The following is a 22,108-nucleotide window of genomic DNA, read 5'->3' as shown; positions in this document are numbered from 1 at the left end:
CGTGCGCCCCTCGAGGATCTCTGTAATTACACGAATCCCCGACGCGACGGCGGCGCACACGATCTCCCCACCACCTCACCCCGTTGGGGAGGCGTCCTCCGTGGCGGATACCATGCAGGGAAGACACTCCTGTCCAAAGCCAACAGAGGGGCACCTTCGTGAAGTTCTCGGTCGAGCGCGACGTACTGGCTGAAGCAGTCACCTGGACTGCTCGTTCGCTGTCCCCGCGGCCCCCCGTTCCCGTGCTGTCCGGTCTGCTCATCAAGGCGGAGAACGGGTCCCTGTCCATCGCGAGCTTCGACTACGAGATCTCCGCTCGCCTCACCATCAGTGCGGACGTCATGGAGGAGGGAACCACCCTCGTCTCGGGTCGCCTGCTCGCGGACATCTGCCGCTCGCTGCCCTCCGCGCCCGTTCAGCTCGAGGCCGACGGCGGAAAGGTCACCCTCACGTGCCGGTCCTCCAAGTTCAACCTCGCAGCCATGCCGGTGGACGACTACCCCCAGCTGCCGGGCCTCCCGGAGCTCTCGGGCGTGGTGGCCGGTGACGAGTTCGCCCACGCCGTCGCGCAGGTGAACATCGCGGCGTCCAAGGACGACACCCTCCCGATCCTCACCGGCATCCGCATGGAGATCGAGGGCGAGAAGATGACCCTCCTGGCCACGGACCGGTACCGCCTGGCCATGCGCGAACTCACGTGGCGCCCCACCGATCCCACGCTGTCCACCGCGGCACTCATCAAGGCCAAGACCCTCAACGACGTCGCCAAGACCCTCGGCTCTGCCGGGGACGTCAACATGGCGCTGGCCGAGAACACCGAGCTCGTGGGCTTCGAGTCCGGCGGTCGGCGCACCACCAGCCTGCTGATCGACGGCGAGTACCCCAAGATCCGCTCGCTGTTCCCCGAGAACACCCCGATCACCGCGGTGGTGCGCACCTCGGAGCTCGTCGAGGCCGTGCGCCGCGTGTCCCTCGTGGCCGAGCGCAACACCCCGGTGCGGCTGGCCTTCAGCGAGGGCCAGGTGGCGCTCGACGCCGGCACCGGTGAGGATGCCCAGGCCTCCGAGGTCCTTGACGCGCAGCTCAACGGGGACGACATCACCGTGGCGTTCAACCCCACGTACCTGTCCGAGGGACTGAACGCGTTCGACTCGGCCTACGTGCGGTTCTCGTTCACCGCTCCGCCCAAGCCCGCCGTGCTCTCCGCGCAGGCAGAGCCGGACGGCGAGGATGACGTGGACTACAAGTACCTGCTCATGCCGGTCCGTCTGCCCAACCAGTGATCGTGTGTTCGTAGACCACCTCTCGCTGCTGGATTACCGGACCTACGCCGGTCTGGACCTCGCACTGACCCCGGGACTCACGGTGTTCGCCGGTCCCAACGGCGTGGGCAAGACCAACATCGTGGAGGCGGTCGACTGGGCCGCGTCCCTGGCCTCCCACCGTGTCTCCGGCAACGGGCCCCTGATCGCCACGGGCTCGGAGCGTGCGATCATCCGGCTGCGGGTGAACCGCGGTGGGCAGCGCACGGTGCTGGAGTACGAGCTCAATGCGGCGCGGGCCAACCGCGTGCGGATCAACCGCGCCGCACCCGTGCGCGCCCGGGAGGCGCTCGGGACACTGCACACCGTGCTGTTCTCCCCCGAGGACCTCACCCTGGTGAAGGGTGATCCGTCCCACCGGCGGCGGTTCCTGGACGACCTCGCCACGGCCATGCGGCCCGTGCTCTCCGCGGCCCGCTCGGACTACGACCGTGCGCTGAAGCAGCGCAACGCCCTGCTCAAGTCCACTCGCCGTTCCCGGGCCTTCTCGGACTCGGACCGGGCGACGCTCGCGGTGTGGAACGACCAGCTGGCACGGGCCGGCGCGGCTCTGATGGCCGCGAGGCTCCAGCTCCTCGAGGCCCTGGAGCCCGAGGTGGACCGTGCCTACCAGCAGCTCACGGAGGGCCCCAAGCACGTCAGGCTCGAGTACGAGAGCTCCTCCGTGGCCCCGGGCGCGGACCAGCACGCCCTCGCCCACTTCACCGTGGCGGACCTCCACGGGCTCATGATGGACGCCTTCGAACGCGTGGAGCGCCAGGAGCGCGAGCGCGGCATCACCCTGGTGGGTCCGCACCGGGACGATCTGCTGATCCGCCTGGGAGACACACCCGCCAAGGGCTACGCGTCCCACGGGGAGACCTGGTCCATCGCCCTCTCGCTGCGCCTGGGGTCCTGGTACGTGCACGTGGCCGACGACCCGTCCCCGGGTGCCGCTCCGGTGCTGATCCTGGACGACGTGTTCGCGGAGCTGGACGCCCGCCGCCGGAGTCGGCTGGCGGAGCTCGTGCGGCAGGCGGAACAGGTGCTCGTCACGGCGGCCGTGGACGAGGACCTTCCCGCGGCTCTGCTCGAGAGCTCCCACACGGTCCTGGACGTGGAGCCGGGCGTGGTCCGGGAACGCGGCGCGGCGGCGTCGTCCGCCGGAGCGGACCAGCACGAGGGCGCCGGAGATGAGTGACACGGTGCACCGGGACGTGGTGGACGCCGCGGCCGTGGCCCTGCAGCGGGCGCGGAAGGCGGCGCAGGACCGCGGGGACAAGCCGCTGTCCACCGCGGCCGCGGCCAAGAACATGCGGGCGTTCGGAACCGCCATGGAGGAGGGGACCGGTTCCCCGGCGCTGCGCAGCAGGAACCGCTACGGGACGGACCCCCGGCAGCTGGGGGGATTCTCCGGCCCGGGACGCTCGGCGCGGGACCCCCGGCCGCTGTCCTCGGTGGTGGACACGCTCATGACCCACCGCGGGTGGAAGACCCCCGTGAACGTGAGCAGCGTGCTCGCGGACTGGGCCTCCCTGGTGGGTCCGCGCAACGCGGAGCACACGTGGCCCGAGCACTTCGAGGACACGGTGGTGCGGGTGCGCTGCGACTCCACGGCGTACGCCACCCAGCTGCGGCTGATCCAGTCCGAGATCCTGCGCAGCTTCGCCGAGAAGCTCGGCGAGGGCATCGTCACCAGGTTGGAGATCCACGGCCCTGTGGGGCCCAGCTGGAAGCGGGGACGCTGGGCGGTGCAGGGTCGAGGCCCCCGGGACACGTACGGGTAGGCGGATCCGCCCAAAACCCGCCAGAATCCCGCGAGCCGCTCCGAGCCCCGGAAATGACGCCACCCATCACGGCGGGGTTCCGGAGCGTCTGGCGGCCGTTGAGGGCTTGATCCGCGGGAACATCCGCTAGAATGAGAAGTCACAGATCTCTTCGTCCCGCCAGCCGATGAGCCGCGAGCCGTCTCATCGGCTGTACTCATGTGGGCCGGGCGACGATCGCCAACGATTACGCAGGAGGACCGGAAACCCCGTGGCTACAGAGGACTCCCCACAGCACGAGTACGGCGCGAGCGACATTACCGTCCTGGAAGGTCTCGAGGCGGTCAGGAAGCGCCCGGGGATGTACATCGGCTCCACCGGGCCCCGGGGTCTGCACCACCTGGTCTACGAGGTGGTCGACAACTCCGTGGACGAGGCCCTGGCTGGATACTGCGACCACATCGAGGTCACGCTGCAGGCGGACGGCGGCGTGCGCGTGTCCGACAACGGCCGCGGCATCCCCGTGGACATGCACCCCACCGAGGGCAGGCCCACCGTGGAGGTCGTGATGACCATCCTGCACGCGGGCGGCAAGTTCGGCGGCGGCGGCTACGCGGTCTCCGGTGGTCTGCACGGCGTGGGCATCTCCGTGGTCAACGCCCTGTCCTCGCGGGTGGACACCGAGGTCCGCCGCCAGGGGCACGTGTGGCGCATGAGCTTCGCCAACGGCGGCCGCCCGCAGGGTGAGCTGGTCAAGGGCGAGGCCACGGAGGAGACGGGCACCACCCAGGTCTTCTACCCGGACGCCGAGATCTTCGAGACCGTGGACTTCGACTTCGAGACCCTGCGTGCGCGCTTCCAACAGATGGCGTTCCTGAACAAGGGCCTGCGGATCTCCCTCACGGACGAGCGCGCCACGGACGAGACCGGCGAGGAGATCGCCGGGGACACTCCCGCGGACGCCACCGGTCCCCTCGAGGGGCAGGACGGCGGCACGGCCGGCGCGGACGACGACGCCGCGGTGGCCGGCGCGCGCCAGGTGGTCTACTGCTACGAGGACGGCCTGCTGGACTACGTGACGTTCCTGAACTCCTCCAAGAAGGCGGAGCTGATCCACCAGGACGTGATCTCCCTGGAGGTGGACGACCAGGACAAGAAGATGTCCCTGGAACTGGCCATGCAGTGGACCACGGCGTTCAACGAGTCCGTGCACACGTATGCCAACACGATCAACACTCACGAGGGCGGCACCCACGAGGAGGGCTTCCGCACCGCACTGACCACGCTGATCAACCGCTACGCGCGGGAGAACAAGCTGCTGCGGGACAAGGACGACAACCTCACGGGCGAGGACGTCCGCGAGGGTCTCACCGCGGTGATCTCCATCAAGCTCTCCGAGCCGCAGTTCGAGGGTCAGACCAAGACCAAGCTGGGCAACTCCGAGGCCAAGACCTTCGTGCAGCGTGAGATGTTCGAGCTCTTCGGGGCGTGGCTGGAGCGCAACCCGAACCCGGCCAAGGACATCGTCCGCAAGGCCATCTACGCCTCCCAGGCCCGCCTGGCCGCCCGGAAGGCGCGCGAGACCACGCGCCGCAAGGGTCTGCTGGAGTCCGGTGGGATGCCCGGAAAGCTCAAGGACTGCTCGTCCAAGGACCCCACGCTCTCGGAGATCTACATCGTGGAGGGCGACTCCGCGGGTGGTTCCGCGGTGCAGGGCCGCGACCCCGCGCACCAGGCGATCCTCCCGCTGCGCGGCAAGATCCTCAACGTGGAGCGCGCCCGGCTGGACCGTGCACTGTCCAACGCCGAGGTGCAGTCCATGATCACGGCGTTCGGCGCGGGCATCGGGGACGACTTCGACATCGAGAAGGCCCGGTACCACAAGATCGTGCTGATGGCGGATGCGGACGTGGACGGCCAGCACATCACCACGCTGCTGCTCACGCTGCTGTTCCGCTTCATGCGCCCGCTCATCGAGCACGGCTACGTGTACCTCGCGCAGCCGCCGCTGTACCGCATCAAGTGGTCCAACGCGCCGCACGACTACGTGTTCTCGGACGCGGAGCGCGACGCCGCCCTGGCCAGGGGTCTCGCGGAGAACCGCCGCCTGCCCAAGGACAACGGCATCCAGCGCTACAAGGGTCTGGGCGAGATGGACTACACCGAGCTGTGGGAGACCACCATGGACCCGGAGCACCGCACGCTGCTGCAGGTCACCATGGACGACGCCGCCGCGGCAGACCAGGTCTTCTCGGTGCTGATGGGCGAGGACGTGGAGTCCCGTCGGGAGTTCATCCAGCAGAACGCCAAGGACATTCGGTTCCTCGACATCTAGGCATGTCAACCGCCGGATATTCCCCTGCCGGCATGAACAGTGGACCGTGACAGACCAGCAGAAACGGACAGCAACGCATGAGTGACGAGACGCAGGCCGGCCCCGGCCCCGTGGATCCGGAGAACACCCCCGAGGCGGTCGAGGGAGTCGTGGTGGACGACCTCGAGGTGACCTCGGACCGCGTGGAGCAGATCGACCTGCAGACGGAGATGCAGCGCTCCTACCTGGACTACGCCATGGCCGTGATCGTGGGCCGTGCGCTGCCGGACGTGCGGGACGGCCTCAAGCCCGTGCACCGCCGCGTGCTCTACACCATGTACGACGGCGGCTACCGCCCGGAGCGCTCGTTCAACAAGTGCGCGCGCGTCGTCGGGGACGTGATGGGCAACTACCACCCCCACGGCGACTCCGCGATCTACGACGCCCTGGTGCGACTGATCCAGAACTGGACCATGCGCTACCCGCTCGCGCTGGGACAGGGCAACTTTGGCTCCCCGGGCAACGACGGCGCTGCGGCACCCCGGTACACCGAGACCAAGATGGCGCCGCTGGCCATGGAGATGGTCCGGGACATCCACGAGGACACCGTGGACTTCCAGGACAACTACGACGGCAAGCAGCAGGAGCCCACGGTGCTGCCGTCCCGGTTCCCGAACCTGCTGGTCAACGGCTCCGCGGGCATCGCGGTGGGCATGGCCACGAACATCCCGCCGCACAACCTGCGCGAGGTCGCGGACGGCGTCCAGTGGTACCTGCAGAACCCGGACGTGGACCGCGAGACCCTGCTGGAGGAGCTCATCAAGCGGGTCAAGGGCCCGGACTTCCCGTCCGGCGCCCAGATCCTGGGGCACAAGGGGATCGAGCAGGCCTACCGCACGGGCCGCGGCTCCATCACGCAGCGCGCCGTGGTCAGCGTGGAGGAGATCCACAACCGCACGTGCCTGGTGGTCACCGAGCTGCCCTACCAGGTCAACCCGGACAACCTGGCCATCAAGATCGCGGACCTGGTCAAGGACGGCAAGGTCCAGGGCATCGCGGACATGCGCGACGAGACCTCCGGGCGCACCGGTCAGCGCCTGGTCATCGTGCTCAAGCGTGACGCCGTGCCCAAGGTGGTGCTCAACAACCTCTACAAGCACACGCAGCTGCAGGAGAACTTCTCCGCGAACATGCTCGCTCTCGTGGACGGCGTGCCGCGCACCCTGTCGCTGGACGCGTTCGTGCACCACTGGGTGACGCACCAGATGGAAGTCATCGTGCGGCGCACCAGGTACCGCCTCAAGCAGGCGCAGGAGGAGGCGCACATCCTGCTGGGCCTGCTCAAGGCCCTGGACGCCCTGGACGAGGTCATCGCCCTGATCCGCCGCTCCCCCACGGTGGAGGAGGCCCGCAGCGGACTCATGGAGCTGCTCGGGATCGACGAGGCACAGGCCCAGGCGATCCTCAACATGCAGCTGCGGCGCCTGGCCGCCCTGGAACGCCAGAAGATCCAGGACCGGCACGCGGAGCTGCAGCGGCTGATCGCGGAGTACGAGGAGATCATCGCGTCCGAGGCACGCCAGCGCGAGATCATCTCGGAGGAGCTCGCGGAGATCGTGGAGCGCTACGGGGACGACCGCCGCACCGAGGTGCTGTACGGCTTCGACGGGGACGTCTCCATGGAGGACCTCATCCCGCAGCAGCAGGTGGTGGTCACCATCACCCGTGACGGCTACGTCAAGCGCACCCGCGCGGACGAGTACCGCGCACAGCACCGCGGCGGCCGCGGCATCAAGGGCGCCCAGCTGCGCGGGGACGACGTCGTGGAGCACTTCTTCGTGACGAACACCCACCACTGGATCCTGTTCTTCACCACCCTGGGCCGGGTCTACCGCGTCAAGGCCTACGAGTTCGTGGAGGCCGGGCGGGACGCCAAGGGCCAGCACGTGGCCAACCTCATGGAGTTCCAGCCCGAGGAGCGGATCGCCAAGGTCATGGAGCTGCGCTCGTACCAGGACGCGCCGTACCTGGTGCTGGCCACCCGCAACGGCCTGGTCAAGAAGTCCCGCCTCACGGACTACGACACCAACCGCTCCGCCGGCGTGATCGCGATCAACCTGCGCGAGGACGACGAGCTGGTCTCGGCCATGCTCGTGGACACGGACGACGACGTCATGCTGATCTCGCGCCACGGCCAGTCCCTGCGCTTCCGGGCCGACGACGACGCCCTGCGCCCCATGGGTCGCGCCACCTCGGGTGTCACGGGCATGAAGTTCCGCTCGGGTGACGAGCTGCTCTCCGCCAACGTGGTCCACGACGACTCCCACGTGTTCGTGGTGACCGAGGGCGGCTACGCCAAGCGCACCTCCGTCCAGGAGTACCGCGTGCAGGGCCGAGGTGGGTTGGGCATCAAGGTGGCCAAGCTCGCCGAGGTCCGCGGCGGCCTCGTGGGTGGTCTGATCGTGGGCGAGAACGACGAGGTGCTCGTGGTCATGGAGAGCGGGAAGGTGGTCCGCTCCACCGTGAGTGAGGTGCCGGCCCGCGGCCGCGACACCATGGGCGTGATCTTCGCCAAGCCGGGCCCCGAGGACACCATCGTGGGTGTGGCCCGCAACGCGGAGCGCGAGATCGAGAAGGAAGTGGCCGAGGAGGACGCGGCGCACGGCACCGGGCCGGGCGGCGTCGTCGGTGAGGGACGGGACACCGGATCCGGTGACGTCGTCCCGGAGGGCACCGGGGACGGCCAGGCTGACTCCGACGGCCAGAACGATGCAGTAGCGTTGGAGGACAACGACAACGGAGGTGACGCATGAGCGCGAGCTCGGCCTCGAAAGCGGGCAAGCCCGCGACGACTTCTTCCCCCAAGAAGTCCAAGCCCCAGCAGAACGGAAAGACTTCCGGCAAGGGGCTCGTGCGACCCGCCCCCCGGGCCAAGGTGCGCCGCGCCCGCCTGGTGGTCTCCAAGGTGGACACGTGGTCCGTCCTGAAGCTGGCGTTCCTGCTGTCCGTGGCCCTGGGGATCATCACCGTGGTCGCGTCCCTCGTGCTGTGGCTCGTGCTGGATCTGACCGGTCTCTTCCAGGGCATCAACGAGCTGCTCTCCATGCTCGGTGGCAGTGCGGAGGGAGCGGACATCAAGAAGTTCCTGTCGCTCGGCAACACGGCGCTGTTCTCCACCCTGATCTCCGTGGTCAACGTGATCCTGCTGTCTGCGCTCTCCGTGCTGGGAGCGATCCTGTACAACATCGCGGCGTCGTTGATCGGCGGCATCGGCGTGACCCTCACCGACGACTGATCCCCGGCCCGCACAGATTTGGTGCGGGGACCAACCTCCGGTAAAGTCTTGGCGTGGCCAGCCAGAGAATGCTCTGTTCCGGCCACGCTGAGGGCGTATAGCTCAGACGGTTAGAGCGCTTCGCTGATAACGAAGAGGTCCCAGGTTCAATTCCTGGTACGCCCACCCATCGAATTCCCACCCACCGCGAGTTCTGCTCGACCGGAGGATCCCTGTGAAGTCACGCATTGCGGCACTGGTTGCCCTGACCGGACTGACGGTGGCCGCTGTGAAGTCCTGGCGCGATGCCGAGGCCAAGCGGGACGCGTGGAATTCGGCAGTGGATCCCGTGGACTGAGAACCGCGGGCACGGCGTTCCTCCCGGCGGAGGAGCGCCGCAACTGAATACGGGGCCTTAGCTCAGTTGGTAGAGCGCTGCCTTTGCAAGGCAGATGTCAGGAGTTCGAATCTCCTAGGCTCCACACCCGAACCCCGGACGCCTCTGCAATGAGGTGTCCGGGGTTCTTCTCGTTCCCCAGCAGGTGAGCGGGGGGCCGCGCAGGGCCGCCGGCACCGACAGAGGGACATGCACGGGGCCGACGGCGCCGGGGCACCGGGTGCCTCAGGCCCGCCGGTTCCCGGGGGCGCCTCCTGCGCGGCACGGGCGGCCCGCCGTGGAACGCGACTGTCACCGAGGGGCCCGGGGCCGTGACAGACTGGTCCCCACCTGTGACGTGCCCCATATCGAAGTGCGGAGTCTCCCCATGCGCGACAAGACCCCCCTGCAGCCCCTGGCCTCGGTCGATCCCCACGAGCCGCTCGAGCGGATCGAGCGGTGGAAGCTGATCGGCCCCGGACTGGTGGTCGCCGCCACGGGCGTGGGTGCCGCGGACATGGTGGCCACCCTCACCGCCGGTTCCCGGTACGGCTACACCCTGCTGTGGGCGGTCGTGGCCGGCACCATCATGAAGATCGTGCTCGTGGAGGGAGCGGGGCGCTACTCCCTGGCCAGTGGCCGCACCATCTTCGAGGGCTGGCGGTCCCTGGGCCGCTGGACCTCCTGGTACTTCGGCCCGTACATCATCATCTGGGGCTTCGTGTACGGAGCCACCGCCATGTCCTCGTCCGCGCTGCCCCTGGCGGCCCTGTTCCCGTTCCTGCCGCTGTGGGCGTGGGCCATGATCATGGGCGTGCTGGGGTTCGGGATCGTGTGGCTCGGACGGTATGCGGTCATCGAGAAGATCACCGCGGCCATGGTGGGCATCATGTTCGTGGTCATGGTGGGCCTGGCCGTCATCACGGTGCCGGACATCCCCGAGATGATCACCGGGCTGATCCCCGTGATCCCCCAGGGCGGTGTGGTGTACACGCTCGCCCTGGCCGGCGGTGTGGGCGGCACCATCACCCTGGCCGCGTACGGCTACTGGCTGCGGGAGAAGGGATGGCACCAGCCCCGCTGGATGCGCGTGATGCAGCTGGACAACGTGGTGGCCTACACCATGACGGGCATCTTCGTGCTCGCCATGCTCGTGGTGGGTGCGGAGGTGCTCTACTCGGCGGGCTATGCGATCAGCGCCGGGGACGAGGGGTTGCTGGACCTCGACAAGGTGCTGCGCGAGCGCTACGGGGACGTGATCGGCGTGACGTTCCTCGTGGGGTTCTGGGCCGCCTCGTTCTCCTCCGTGGTGGGCGTGTGGTCCGGAGTCTCCCTCATGTTCGCGGACTACTGGGGCAATGTCCGCCACAAGCCCAGTGGGCACCCGGACACCAGATCCGGTGGGAAGTACTTCAAGTTCTACCTGCTGTGGCTCACGTTCCCGCCCATGCTGCTGCTGCTCCTGGGCAAGCCCGTGTTCCTGATCCTGCTCTACGGCGTGCTGGGGGCGCTGTTCATGCCGTTCCTGGCCATCACGCTGCTGGGGCTGCTCAACACGTCACGCACCCCCAAGAAGTGGCGCAACGGCATGTTCACGAACGCCGTGCTGGTGGTGTGCGCGGTGCTGTTCATCATCCTTGGCGTGTACCAGACCTACGACACCGTGGCCGGGATCTTCTCCTGACCCGGCCCTGACAACGACGACGCCGCGCCCCTCGGAGGAGGAGCGCGGCGTCGTGCTGTGGTCACGGGATCCCCTGCGGGGATCCTGTGGAACCTCAGTGCTTGGTGTTGCCCGGGTTGTGCTTGGAGGCGTTGTCCGCGGAACCCAGCTTGGTGTCATCGGTCTTGGAGCCCTTGATCTGCTCCTTGACCTCGTTGACGGTCTGCTTGGCGTCCTCGGCCACCGACTTCACGCCGTCCGTGGCGCGGTGGGCCGCCTGCGTGGCGGTGCCCTCCTGGTGCACGGTGGACGTGGGGTCCTTGACGTCGTCCACCTTCACACCGGTGCCGGCGGCCACGGTGGAGTTGGTGTTGACGGGGGACGCGGAGACGCGCGGCGACGCAGTGGCCGGGGTCTTCCAGGGATCCTGCACCGGACGGGAGGCGCGCCACGCGGCCACGCCTGCCACGCCGCCGGCCACGAGCAGACCGAGGACCAGCAGGCCCTTGTGACCGCCCTGGGCCTTCTTCTGCTGCTTGGCGTACTCCTTGGCCGAGTTCTTGGCGGCCTTCTGGATGCGCTTGACCGTCTTCTTGTCGCCCGTCAGCTTGGTGACGAGGGCGTCGAACTGGTCAGAGGTGTCAGCGTCCGCGACCTTGGCGGCCAGTGCTGCCACGGCACCCGAGTACTTCTCCTGGGCGGCGGCGCGACCGGAGGCGGTCTTCTTGGCGGCCTTGGCGGCGAGGGGAGCAGCAGCCGCGACACTCGCGGCCTTGGCCTTCTCGCTGCGCTTGCGGGCGTCCTCGCTGAAGCTCTGGGCCTTGCCCAGACCGTCCTGGACGTACGGGCTCGTGGCCTCGACGCCGCTCGCCAGGGCGGTGGCGCCGGCCTCCACGCCGTGCTGCAGCTTCTCGCCGAGCTCACCGATCTCGGTGGACAGCCAGTCCCCCGCGTGGACGACCTTGTGCCCGGCCGCCTTGCTTGTAGCCTCGGCCTGCTTCTGAGCCTTGCTCTTGAACACGCTCATGATGTCTCCCTCCTACAGTGGCGATGATGTCAATCTCCACTTCCCAGCATACGTTCTGTGAGCTGGGAGACTCCCGGGGATCGGGCTGCCCGGGGGGCTTTTCACTGTGCGCTGAACACCTTTCGGCCGTCCTGACGGCTGCGTGACACCCGTGCCAGAATGACAGCCATGACTTCCGCTATTGCCACGCACAAGGCCACCTTCCACACCAACCACGGGGACATCGTGGTGGAGCTCTTCGGCAACCACGCCCCCAAGACGGTCAAGAACTTCGTGGGTCTCTCGGACGGAACCCAGGAGTGGGCCGATCCCCGCACGGGTGAGAAGCAGACCGGACCCCTCTACAAGGACGTCGTGTTCCACCGGATCATCAAGGACTTCATGATTCAGGGCGGCGACCCGCTGGGTCAGGGGATCGGCGGCCCGGGCTACAACTTCGACGACGAGATCCACCCCGAGCTGAACTTCAACGCTCCGTACATGCTGGCCATGGCGAATGCCGGCACCCGCAACGGACGCGGCACCAACGGCTCGCAGTTCTTCATCACCACCGCCCCCACCACCTGGCTGCAGGGAAAGCACACCATCTTCGGTGAGGTGGCGGACGACGAGTCCAAGAAGGTCGTGGACGAGCTCAACACCGTCCGCACCGGCGGCCAGGACCGCCCCGTAGAGGACTGCGTGATCACCTCCATCGACGTGGAAGCTCTCTGAGCCCCCTCGAGACCACACAGCGTGGAGCCCACCCGGTCACCGGGTGGGCTCCACGTCTATCCGGGGAGGAATTCCCCTTCCCACCAGTTGACATGCCGGAGATGACATGAGTGACGACCACGCCAGTGAAGGCTCCGACCCGCGGTCGGCCCACCCGCACGGGGACCCCGGCCTCGGGGGAGTCCCCGGAGTCCCGCAGGGTGGTGGTGTGCCGGCGCCCCGTTACGGCCAGTACCTTCCCGGGCAGCAGCCGGGCGACCCCCGGGCGGGCGGCGGCGCCCCTCAGGGCCCGGCACCGCACGGGTACGGGCCGCACGGCCACGGACCGTCCCACCCCGGGCAGGACAACCCCGGGCAGCACAACCCTGCCTGGGGCGGTGCGCCCTCCCACGGGCGATCCCGGAGGGGGCGCGGACGCAGCGGCTGGCCGGTGACGTGGACGCTCATCGGCATCTGTGCGGGCATGTGGGCGCTGCAGTGGCTCACGCGTCTGTTCACGCCCTACGACCTCTCCACCGTGCTGGGCTACGCCCCCGCCCTCACCGCGTCCCAGCCGTGGCGGATGCTCACGAGTGGTTTCGTTCACGCGATGCCCTCTCCCGTGCACCTGCTGCTGAACATGTACACCCTCTACCTCTTCGGACGGATGCTGGAGCCGCTGCTGGGAGCGTGGCGGATGGCCGCGCTGTTCCTGCTCTCCGTGGTCGGGGGCTCGGTGGGAGTGCTGCTGCTCGGTGATCCCTGGGTGCTCGTGATCGGTGCCTCCGGCGGCATCTTCGGACTCTTCGGCGCCATGTTCGTGTTCATGCGGCACTTCGAGAACAACATGGTGCCCATCACGGTGCTGATCGTGATCAACCTGGCCTTCGGATTCCTGGTGGGAGGGGTCGCGTGGCAGGCCCACCTGGGCGGCCTCGTCACCGGCGCGATCGTGGCGGCGCTCATGCTGCCGCAGCTGCGGCGGAGGATCTGACGTGGTGCCCCACGGTGTTCTCCACAGGGCTTGTCCACACCTGTTAACAACTTACACATCTGTAATTCCACACCTGTGAACAACCTTGTGGATACCGGATTTCCAGGCTTCACGGCCCCCGATCCACACATGTGCCGGAAGATATTCACACTTTTCTCCACACCTGTGGAAAACGTCCGTGCACCGGGTGGGGAGAAGCCGCCGGTGACCTCCCGCACACGGGTCCCCCGGAGCGAATAATTTCCCCTCCGCGTGCGTTGTCCGTGTGTGCGCCGTGACGGATGTGCGCCGTCCGACGCCGCCTGCTCATTGCGTACCCGCCGTCGCGTGCGAAGAGCCGCCCCGAGAGGCACGGCCGCCCCGTGCCGCCCCTCGCTCCCGGATCCTCGAAAGGCCGCGTGGTCATGACTCAGCTGACTCCTGCTCGCCGCCGACTCGCCCTGCTCGCCCTGGCGCTGGGCGGCTTCGGCATCGGCTGCACCGAATTCGCCTCCATGGGCCTGCTCCCGCAGATCGCCCAGGATCTCATGCCGCAGCTCTACGGGCAGTCGCCGGAAACGGGGATCGCCCGGGCAGGCTGGATGGTGAGCGCCTATGCGGCCGGCGTCGTCGTCGGGGCCCCGGTGATCTCCTTCCTGGCGGCGAAGTCCTCGCGCACGGTCATGCTCCTGGTGATGGCTGCGGCACTGCTCGCGGGCAGCCTGGCCTCCGCGCTGGCACCCTCGTTCGAGTCCCTGGTCGTGCTGCGCTTCCTGGCGGGCGTGCCCCACGGTGCCTACTTCGGGCTCGCCTCGCTGGTGGCCGCCACCGTCATGGGCCCCGGCAACCAGGCCAAGGGCGTGGCCCTCGCGCTGTCCGGTCTCACGGTGGCGAACGTGGTGGGCGTGCCCGTCATGACGGCCATCGGCCAGGCGTGGGGATGGCGGATGGCGTACGGCGCGGTGGCCCTGGTCTTCGCCGTGACCGTCCTCGGCCTGTGGTTCACGGTTCCCCGCCAGGAGCCCGTGGCGGGGGCCAGCCGACGCGGTGAGCTCAAGGCCTTCGCCCTGCCCCAGGTGTGGATCGTGATGGGGGTGGCCGCCGTGGGCTTCGGCGGGTTCTTCGCGATCTACACGTACCTGACGCAGATGGGCCGCGAGCTCGCGGGGCTGCCCGCCGGCGCGATCCCGTGGCTGCTTGCGGTGGTGGGCGTGGGCATGACGATCGGCAACGCCCTCGGCGGCATCAGCGCCGACCGCAGCGCCCGGCGCACCATGGCGGTGGGCTTCCCGGCACTGGCCGCAGCACTTCTCCTCATGGGGATCCTCGGTGGCTCCCCGGTGGGAATCTTCGTGGCCGGTTTCGTGATGGCGCTGGTCAACTCGTTCATCATGCCCAGCATCCAGAGCTGGCTCATCACGGCCGCGGGCTCCGCCCAGCTGATGGGCGCATCCCTGAACCACGCCGCGTTCAACGTGGCCAACTCGATCGGGGCCCTGCTGGGCGGCGTCGTGATCTCCGCCGGCTTCGGCTACCGCTCACCCGCCGTGGTGGCGTGCGCGCTGTCCATCGTGGGCGGACTGCTAGCGCTCGCGGGAGTGCAGCGGCAGAAGGCGGACCGGCGACGCCGCCTGGCGGCCGGGCACCCCGTCACCGCCTCCCAGACGGCGGTCTGAGCAGGGACCGGATCACACGAACAGGAACTGGCCCGCCCACAGGAACAGCCCGGCGTCCAGCAGCATGAGCAGGGACGCCAGGCCCAGCAGGGCGGTGACGACCACCGAGATCCTGGGTGCCACGGCCGCCCACGCGCGTCGCATCACTGCGGAGAACCGTTCCTGCCTGCCCAGCAGGGTCAGCAGCACCAGGGCGGTCAGGGCGATCTGGCTCAGCAGGGCCCACACCACCCATCCGAGAACCATCCGTGGCAGGGGCTGGGACGCGGCGACCGCCACGTGGACGTCGAACGGGATGTCGAGCACCACGATCCCCACGAACACGAGGGACGTGGTGTACAGGGCCCAGGGGCTCGCGGCGGGCTTCTCGGGAGTCGGCTCTCCCCGGGCCCGGCGGCGCGAGACGGCCCGCCACAGCGCGTAGCCCCCGAGTGCCACTGCGAGACCGACCTCGACCCATGCGGCGGTGCTGCCGTGGCGCACCAGGGCCCACCAGTCCACGCGCTGCAGGCGGGGTCCCACCAGCAGGGTGAGCGCCACGCCCCACGCCGCGGTGCCTCCCAGCAGGAGGGCGGACGCGCCCATGATGTGGCGTCGGCGGACCCCCGCACCGAGCGCTGCGGCCATGATGATCATGGGGGCAGGGTCGAAGCCACCCAGGGCGGTGACGAACACCGTCCCGGCGTATTCCCCGGCGTTCATATTCGGTGACGCGAGCCGCTCATGCCGCGACCGGCGCGAACGCGGGAGACGTCCGGCCCAACCAGGCCAGGGAGGAGTCCAGCTGGGCCTCCCACAGGGCGACCCGGTGACCACCGCTCTGGGAGATGTTCGTCTCCAGGCTCGTGGGGGCGGAGACGGCCGGGGCGAAGCGGCGCACGGCGTTCACCGAGACGGTGTCCTCACCGCCCGAGAAGAACCAGAGACGCACGTCCGGCTTCTCGCGACGGACCACCGAGGCGAGGTCGTAGGCCGCCGGATCCGCGGTCTTCCACTGCTGTCCCGGGCTGTACATGGGCGCGAAGTAGCCGGCCAGGTTCACGCTGCTGGACCAGATCTGGGGATGACGCACCGTGAACATGGACGAGCACCAGCCGCCGGCGCTGTAGCCCAGGGTGGACCACGCGGCCCGATCGCTCGAGACCCGGAGGTTCTCGCGGATCCAGGACACCACGTCCCTGCTCACGTAGGTGTCCCACAGCCCGTGGTCGCTGTCCACGCACTCGGTGTCGTTGTTGCCCGGGTAGACGTCCGGGATCACCACGATCGACTCCCGCATGGTGCCGTCCGAGACGGCGGAGCGGATGTGGTGGCCGATGTCCATGGCCTTGGTGTACGTCCGCACGTCCCCCGGGAAGCCGGTGAAGGCGGTGATCACGGGATAGGCGCGCTGCGGCTGCGCCATGTAGGAGGGCGGCAGCCAGGCCGTGGCATCCTGCGTGATGCCCGACTCCCGGCCGGGAAGGGTGAAGTGCACCCACTGTCCCGAGGTGTTGGCGGCATCCACCTGCGATCCGAAGAAGGTGCTGCCGGTGGGATCCGTCTGTGCGGAGGTGAAGGGCTGGTGGGGAAGATCCTTCGCGGCGGTGGTCACGGCGGCCGGGACGGCGCCGACGGTCGCGGTGGTCACGGGCCCCCCGCCGTTGGACAGGAGGTCACCCCAGCTCGAGTACCACTGGTTGTCCATGTTCATCTTCAGGAAGACGCCCACGAGGGTCAGCAGCAGCACCAGCACCACGCACACGAGCTGCACCACGTACTTTCCCAGCCCCGGCCCACGACGGCGCGGCAGGACCAGCACCGTGACCGCGAGCAGGACCAGCGCGGCCCCCGCGACGAGGACGAAGAGGGGCCACCCTGTCAGCTCGAAGAACGCCATGGCACACTGCTCGTTTCCTGTGGACTGTCCGTGGACTCCGTGGGACGACCGGTGGTCTCCCCACGGAGACTGGATCATCGCACGGGGACAGCATAGGTATCCGGAGTGCCGGACGGGCACGGCACGGAACACGGCAGGGTGTTGGCAGAAAACAAGGGGGCTGCTGCCAGGTGCACACCAGCGCACTCCCGGCCGGAGCTCGGCCGGCGAGGAAGCCGCACGGGGACTCCGGACCCGCCTGCCCAGGTACGACGGGCCCCGGGGAAAGTGAGCCCGGGGAAACGCGCCCCGTGGAACGCGCCCCGGGAATCGGGTGACGGGAGCGTGGACGGTCCGGGCGGCGTCGTGAACCCCCGCCGCGGCGACCCGGTCCCGAGGGCGCATAATGGGTCACCATGACGCTTGAACTGATGCAGACCGCGGGAGCCCTCGCGCCCCAGCTGCTCCCACTGGGGGATCCCGAGCAGCTGCTGCAGCAGCTCGGACCCTGGGCCCTGGCCGGCATGACCGTGATCGTCTTCATCGAGTCCGGGCTGCTGTTCCCGTTCCTGCCCGGCGACTCGCTGCTGTTCACGGGCGGTCTGCTGCACGAGGCGCTGAACATTCCGCTGTGGCTCATGATCCTGGTGCCGTTCATCGCCGCGGTGGCCGGAGACCAGGTGGGGTACTTCCTGGGGCACCGGTACGGGCGGCGATTCTTCAAGGACGACGCCCGGTTCCTGAAGACCGCGTACCTGCGCCAGACCGAGGACTTCTTCCACAAGTACGGGGGCCGGTCGATCGTGCTCGCGCGCTTCGTGCCGATCGTGCGGACCTACGTGCCCCTCGTGGCGGGGGCCGCACGCCATCCCTACCGGCAGTTCGTGGGCTGGAACGTGCTGGGCGGCTTCCTGTGGGTCACCATCATGGTGGTGGCGGGCTCCCTGCTGGGCGGCATCCCGCTGATCCGGGACCACGTGGACCTGATCGCCATCCTGATTGTGCTCCTCTCGCTGATCCCGGTGGCCGTCCAGATCATCACGAGTATGCGGGGCAGGAGCGTGCAGAGCTGACCCGCGCGGGGCCTACGGCACGATCGTGAACTTCACGTGGCCGTCCCCGCCGCGCTCGGCCGTGCGCAGCACGTCGATGGTCTCCTCGAGCGGGTGCACGGGGCCCAGGCAGTAGTCCACGGTGACCTCGCCGTCCCGGATGCGCCGGACGGCCTCGTGGAAGGACACGAGACCGGGCTCGGACTGGGCGGCCACGGAGCCCTGGAGCCGGACCGACTTGCGGAAGACCTCGTAGACCGGCACGGGTGCGGACTCGAAGCTCTCGTAGAGGCCGAACCACCCGACGATTCCGCGGTCGGCCACGATCTCCACGGCCTCCGCGCGCAGGGCGTCCGAGCCCACGGCCTCGATGACGAGGTCCGCACCCGTGTTGCCAGTGGCCTCGGAGACCACGGCCGTCAGCTCCTCGTGCGGCACGTGCACGGTGCGGGCACCCAGCTGCCGGGCGATCTCGAGCCGCGACTCCTCCTTGTCGGAGACGATCACCTGCTCGAAGCCCCGCCGCAGGGCGTCCTGCAGGAAGAACAGCCCCGCGGAACCCGCTCCCATGACCACACAGGTCCCGGCACGCCGGGGCGGCACCTCGGTGGGCCAGTAGAGGTTCATGGCGTAGATGCAGGTGCCCATCTGCTGGGCCATGAGGTAGCGCCGCATCTCGGTGAGGTCCGTGGGGTCCACCTCCGGGGGCAGCGCCACCGCGTGGTCCTCGTCCAGGAGCATGTACTCGGCGAAGGCGCCGCCGAGCTCCCCGGGCGCGAGGCACAGCACCGCGGTGCCCTCGGGGAACTTCTCCGAGCGGGACTCCGTGACCACGCCCACTCCCTCGTGACCCGGGTAGCCGGGGAGCTCGGGGCCCCGCGGGTGGAGCGTCCCGTGCAGCACGGAGTGCAGGTCGGAGCCGCACACCGACGCCGCGACCATCTTGACCACGAACTCGCCGTCCTGCGTGGCCTCGGGATCGGGCCACTGCTTCACCACGACGGTTCCGGGGCTGGGGACGTGGGTGGCGCGCATGGTGCTCCTTCGGATCGGTGCAGGTGTGCTGGTCACTCTGCACGCTACGCCATGGTGAGTTCCGGCTCACACGCGGGGCGTCTCCGGCTGCCGATAGCCTGTGACGGTGAAACTTCCCCGGGCCCTCGCCCCCTTCTCCTCGCGCGCCTACACGGTGCTCGCCCTGGCCATGGGCGTGAGCGTGTTCGGGTCCGGGCTGTGGGCCGTGGCCATGGTGGCCCGGGTCATGGAGCTCGGGGGATCGGCCGTGGACCTGTCCCTGGTCACGGCGGCAGGGGCCGTGGGAATGGTCGTCTTCGTGCTCGTGGGGGGAGTGGCTGCGGACAGGTTCCGACTGACGGTGATCCTTCGGTGCGTGGAGGTCACCAACCTGGTCACGGCCACGACCATCGTGGTCCTCACCTGGACGGACACCCTCGCCCTGTGGCACCTGGGCGTTGCGGCCTTCGTGTTCTCCGGGGCCGTGGGCTTCTTCTACCCGGCCTACTCCGCCGCGCTGCCCCGGATTCTGCCGGTCCACCAGCTGCTCGCGGCCAACGGCGTGGAGGGCACGGCCCGCCCCCTGCTGCAGCTCGCGGCAGGCCCCGCCGTGGGCGGTGCGCTCACCGGTCTGGCGCTGCCCGGGGCCTCTGTCCTGGCCATCGCCGTGTGCCACGCCGTGGCGCTCGTGTTCATGCTGCGGCTGCGGCTCCCGGAGCGGGGCGGTGACGGCGCGCAGGACGCGGCGGCGTCGCAGTCCTCGATGCTGCGCGAGATGCTGGAGGGCTTCCAGTACTGCGTGCGCACACCGTGGCTGCTGTGGACCCTGCTCTGGGCCATGAGTGCAATCTTCATGTTCATGGGTCCGCTCGAGGTGCTCGTCCCGTTCCTCGTGGTGGACCGGCTGGGGGGCACGGTGGCGGACTACGGCGCCATGCTGGGTCTCTACGGCATCTCCACGGCGGTGGGCTCCAGCGTGATGGCCTCCCTCCAGCTGCCGCGGAAGTATCTCACCACCATGATCTGGCTCTGGGGCTTCGGCACGCTGCCCTTCGGCCTGGTGGGAATGACCGGCTCGTGGTGGGTCATGGCGGGCGCGCTGTGCGTGTTCGGCGCCACCGGCGGGGCGGGCCAGGTCATCTGGGGCACCCTGCTGCAGCGTCGGGTCCCCTCGCACATGCTCGGGCGGATCTCCTCCCTGGACTTCTTCGTGTCCCTGCTGCTCATGCCCATCTCCATGGCCGTGGCGGGCCCGGTCTCGCAGGTGGTCCCACCCGAGGCCATCTTCTGGGGCGTGGCCCTGCTGACCCCCGCCCTGGGTGTCGTGGCGGTCGTCGTGGGCCGGATGCACCGGGACCAGGCGGAGCACCCGCTGCGCTGACGACGACGCCGCCGCGAGCCTCGCAGGGAGGCTCGCGGCGGCGTCGTGATGCCTTGCTGACCTGTATTTATGTGCGGATCAGTATGCCTTCTGGCGTTGCTCCACGACCACGTGGATCACCGCGAACGTGTGGTCCTCGTCGATGGCCCGGTATGCCCGCTCCAGCGCCCCGGGGATTTCCGACTGCCACTCCACCCGGATGCCCACGCCGTGGAACGCGGCGGCCATGGCCGCGAAGTCTGGGTTCTTCAGCTGCGTCCCGGACACGTGACCCGGGTACTGGCGTTCCTGGTGGGTGCGGATGGTGCCGTACTCCTGGTTGTCCATCACGATCACGAGCGGGGTGGCGCCGTACTGGGCGGCCGTGGCCAGCTCCTGCCCGTTCATCAGGAACTCGCCGTCCCCGGCGATCGAGATCACCCGGCGGCCCGGGAAGTTCAGCGATGCCGCCACCGCGGAGGGCACCGAGTACCCCATGGACCCGTTGCGCGCGGAGATCATGGACGCGTACCCGTTGGTGGGGAAGTAGCGGTGCGCCCAGTTGGTGTGCTCACCCGCCCCGAAGGTGACCATGGCGTCCTCCGGGAGGGTCCGCGTCAGCTCGGTCATCACGGCGTCCATGGTGGCGGGGCCGTCCTGCTCGGGCCACGGCTGGGGCGTGCAGAAGTCCACCTGCTGCTGCCGCATGCGGTGGCACCAGTCCCGCCACGAGTCCTTGACCGGAAGGTTCATCCGCACCAGGTCCCTCACGAACACGTCCGGCTTGGCCACGATCTGGTAGGTCACGGCGCCCGAACGACCGCGCATGGAGGGATCCATGGTCACGATGAAGTTCTTCTTGGACCAGTCCTGGCGCACCAGGAACCCGTTGGTGATCACGTCTCCGGGGACCGTGCCCACGAAGACCAGCAGATCGGTCTCCTCCATGAGGTCGAACGTGGGCTTGGGGCGCCCGTACCCGATGGGGCCCACGTAGGAGGGGGATCCGAAGGGCACTGTGCCCTCGCAGCGCCACTCGGCGGCGGCCGGGATGTGGTGCTCCTCGAGCCACTGAGTGAACCGCTCGGCGCCCTCCGTGCTCCAGTCGTTGCCGCCGAACACGAACAGGGGCTTCATGGACTGCTGCAGCGCGGCCTCGAGGGCCTTCCAGTCGTCCACGGTCATGCCGCCGCCGGCCACGGGGATCTCCGGGTGCAGCGTGGCGTCGATCTCACGGGTGATGACGTCCTCCGGGAGCCCCACCACCACGGGACCGGGCCGTCCTGAACGGGCCGCGAACATGGCCTCGGCCACGTACTCGGAGGCGCGCTCCGCGTGGTCCAGCACCATCACGCGCTTGGCGCCCGAGGCGAACCACTGGTGCGGGTCGAACTCCTGGAAGGCCTCCTTCTCCCGGTGCTCGAACGGGATCAGCCCCACGAACAGCACCATGGGGGTGGAGTCCTGCCACGCGGTGTGCAGGCCCACGTGCGCATTGGCCGCACCGGGGCCGCGGGTCACCATGGCCACCCCGGGGACCTGGTTCATCTTCCCGTCCGCCTCCGCCATGTACGCCGCTCCGCCCTCGTGGCGGCACACCACCGTCTCGATGGAGGAGTCGTGCAGGCCGTCGAGAACGTCCAGGTAGCTCTCCCCGGGGACCACGTACGCGCGCTCCACGCCGTGCGCCGCGAGGGACTCGACGATCACGTGCCCGGCGGACATACGGCCCGGAGCTGCGGTGGCGGTTGGCTGCGTCAT

Annotated in this window: 18 protein-coding genes and 2 tRNA genes; 15 read left to right on the top strand and 5 right to left on the bottom strand. The window is 69.0% G+C overall.

Annotated elements, in window-relative coordinates; genetic code table 11:
* The first annotated feature begins 158 nt into the window (after nucleotides 1-158).
* The 10 genes from dnaN (at nucleotide 159) to QL985_RS01125 (ending at nucleotide 10,715) form a co-directional block, all read left to right on the top strand.
* Complete coding sequence (gene dnaN / locus QL985_RS01170) at nucleotides 159-1,283, top strand: DNA polymerase III subunit beta (RefSeq protein ID WP_019310426.1); 1,125 nt, start codon at nucleotides 159-161, stop codon at nucleotides 1,281-1,283.
* 4 nt (nucleotides 1,284-1,287) lie between these two features.
* Nucleotides 1,288-2,502: a DNA replication/repair protein RecF gene (gene recF, locus QL985_RS01165; RefSeq protein ID WP_019310427.1), complete on the top strand. Its 1,215-nt coding sequence runs from the start codon at nucleotides 1,288-1,290 to the stop codon at nucleotides 2,500-2,502.
* Entirely contained in the window at nucleotides 2,495-3,088 is a 594-nt protein-coding gene (locus QL985_RS01160) for a DciA family protein (protein WP_019310428.1), read from the top strand. Before recF ends, QL985_RS01160 begins: the two co-directional genes overlap by 8 nt.
* Nucleotides 3,089-3,338: 250 nt before the next feature.
* Nucleotides 3,339-5,402 carry a DNA topoisomerase (ATP-hydrolyzing) subunit B gene (gene gyrB / locus QL985_RS01155; RefSeq protein ID WP_124109061.1) on the top strand — a complete coding sequence of 688 codons (2,064 nt, stop codon included), beginning with the start codon at nucleotides 3,339-3,341 and terminating at the stop codon, nucleotides 5,400-5,402.
* 77 nt (nucleotides 5,403-5,479) lie between these two features.
* Nucleotides 5,480-8,194: a DNA gyrase subunit A gene (gyrA, locus tag QL985_RS01150; protein WP_259906013.1), complete on the top strand. Its 2,715-nt coding sequence runs from the start codon at nucleotides 5,480-5,482 to the stop codon at nucleotides 8,192-8,194.
* Nucleotides 8,191-8,676, top strand: a complete 486-nt coding sequence (locus QL985_RS01145; RefSeq protein ID WP_019310431.1) for a DUF3566 domain-containing protein — start codon at nucleotides 8,191-8,193, stop codon at nucleotides 8,674-8,676. Before gyrA ends, QL985_RS01145 begins: the two co-directional genes overlap by 4 nt.
* Nucleotides 8,677-8,767: 91 nt before the next feature.
* Nucleotides 8,768-8,841 (top strand) — tRNA-Ile (locus QL985_RS01140).
* Nucleotides 8,842-8,890: 49 nt separating this feature from the next.
* Complete coding sequence (locus tag QL985_RS01135) at nucleotides 8,891-9,013, top strand: hypothetical protein (RefSeq protein ID WP_256388763.1); 123 nt, start codon at nucleotides 8,891-8,893, stop codon at nucleotides 9,011-9,013.
* 51 nt (nucleotides 9,014-9,064) lie between these two features.
* Nucleotides 9,065-9,137, top strand: a tRNA-Ala gene (locus tag QL985_RS01130).
* A gap of 282 nt (nucleotides 9,138-9,419) precedes the next feature.
* Entirely contained in the window at nucleotides 9,420-10,715 is a 1,296-nt protein-coding gene (locus tag QL985_RS01125; RefSeq protein WP_259906012.1) for an Nramp family divalent metal transporter, read from the top strand.
* A 94-nt stretch (nucleotides 10,716-10,809) separates the two neighbouring features.
* On the opposite strand, the gene QL985_RS01120 is transcribed toward QL985_RS01125, so the two are convergent.
* Entirely contained in the window at nucleotides 10,810-11,721 is a 912-nt protein-coding gene (locus QL985_RS01120) for a hypothetical protein (protein ID WP_259906011.1), read from the bottom strand.
* A 159-nt stretch (nucleotides 11,722-11,880) separates the two neighbouring features.
* Here QL985_RS01120 and QL985_RS01115 point away from each other — a divergent pair, with 159 nt between their 5' ends.
* The 3 genes from QL985_RS01115 to QL985_RS01105 all read left to right on the top strand — a co-directional run bounded on the left by QL985_RS01115 (nucleotide 11,881) and on the right by QL985_RS01105 (nucleotide 15,063).
* The gene (locus tag QL985_RS01115) at nucleotides 11,881-12,435 is read left to right on the top strand and encodes a peptidylprolyl isomerase (protein ID WP_259921724.1); all 555 of its coding nucleotides are present in this window, start codon (nucleotides 11,881-11,883) and stop codon (nucleotides 12,433-12,435) included.
* Nucleotides 12,436-12,865: 430 nt separating this feature from the next.
* Complete coding sequence (locus tag QL985_RS01110) at nucleotides 12,866-13,408, top strand: rhomboid family intramembrane serine protease (protein ID WP_259905818.1); 543 nt, start codon at nucleotides 12,866-12,868, stop codon at nucleotides 13,406-13,408.
* A gap of 404 nt (nucleotides 13,409-13,812) precedes the next feature.
* Nucleotides 13,813-15,063: an MFS transporter gene (locus tag QL985_RS01105; RefSeq protein WP_259905817.1), complete on the top strand. Its 1,251-nt coding sequence runs from the start codon at nucleotides 13,813-13,815 to the stop codon at nucleotides 15,061-15,063.
* Between the two features lie 12 nt (nucleotides 15,064-15,075).
* On the opposite strand, the gene QL985_RS01100 is transcribed toward QL985_RS01105, so the two are convergent.
* Together QL985_RS01100 and QL985_RS01095 are read right to left on the bottom strand one after the other, a co-directional pair.
* Nucleotides 15,076-15,765 carry a hypothetical protein gene (locus tag QL985_RS01100; protein WP_259905816.1) on the bottom strand — a complete coding sequence of 230 codons (690 nt, stop codon included), beginning with the start codon at nucleotides 15,763-15,765 and terminating at the stop codon, nucleotides 15,076-15,078.
* A gap of 19 nt (nucleotides 15,766-15,784) precedes the next feature.
* Entirely contained in the window at nucleotides 15,785-16,942 is a 1,158-nt protein-coding gene (locus QL985_RS01095; protein WP_259905815.1) for an esterase family protein, read from the bottom strand.
* A gap of 395 nt (nucleotides 16,943-17,337) precedes the next feature.
* Between QL985_RS01095 and QL985_RS01090 the strand changes: the two genes are divergently transcribed.
* On the top strand, nucleotides 17,338-17,994 hold the full coding sequence (locus QL985_RS01090; protein ID WP_259905814.1) for a VTT domain-containing protein: 657 nt from the start codon (nucleotides 17,338-17,340) through the stop codon (nucleotides 17,992-17,994).
* 12 nt (nucleotides 17,995-18,006) lie between these two features.
* On the opposite strand, the gene QL985_RS01085 is transcribed toward QL985_RS01090, so the two are convergent.
* Complete coding sequence (locus QL985_RS01085; RefSeq protein WP_102613342.1) at nucleotides 18,007-19,008, bottom strand: zinc-binding dehydrogenase; 1,002 nt, start codon at nucleotides 19,006-19,008, stop codon at nucleotides 18,007-18,009.
* Nucleotides 19,009-19,114: 106 nt separating this feature from the next.
* On the opposite strand from QL985_RS01085, the gene QL985_RS01080 reads away from it, so the two are divergent.
* Nucleotides 19,115-20,368, top strand: a complete 1,254-nt coding sequence (locus tag QL985_RS01080) for an MFS transporter (RefSeq protein ID WP_029603341.1) — start codon at nucleotides 19,115-19,117, stop codon at nucleotides 20,366-20,368.
* A gap of 78 nt (nucleotides 20,369-20,446) precedes the next feature.
* Here the strand turns inward: QL985_RS01080 and QL985_RS01075 are convergent, their stop codons facing one another.
* The gene (locus tag QL985_RS01075; protein ID WP_102613343.1) at nucleotides 20,447-22,108 is read right to left on the bottom strand and encodes a thiamine pyrophosphate-dependent enzyme; all 1,662 of its coding nucleotides are present in this window, start codon (nucleotides 22,106-22,108) and stop codon (nucleotides 20,447-20,449) included.

It is taken from the genome of Kocuria sp. APC 4018 (assembly GCF_030407675.1).
GTDB lineage: Bacteria > Actinomycetota > Actinomycetes > Actinomycetales > Micrococcaceae > Kocuria > Kocuria rhizophila.
This window is presented reverse-complemented; position numbering and strand designations above follow the sequence as displayed.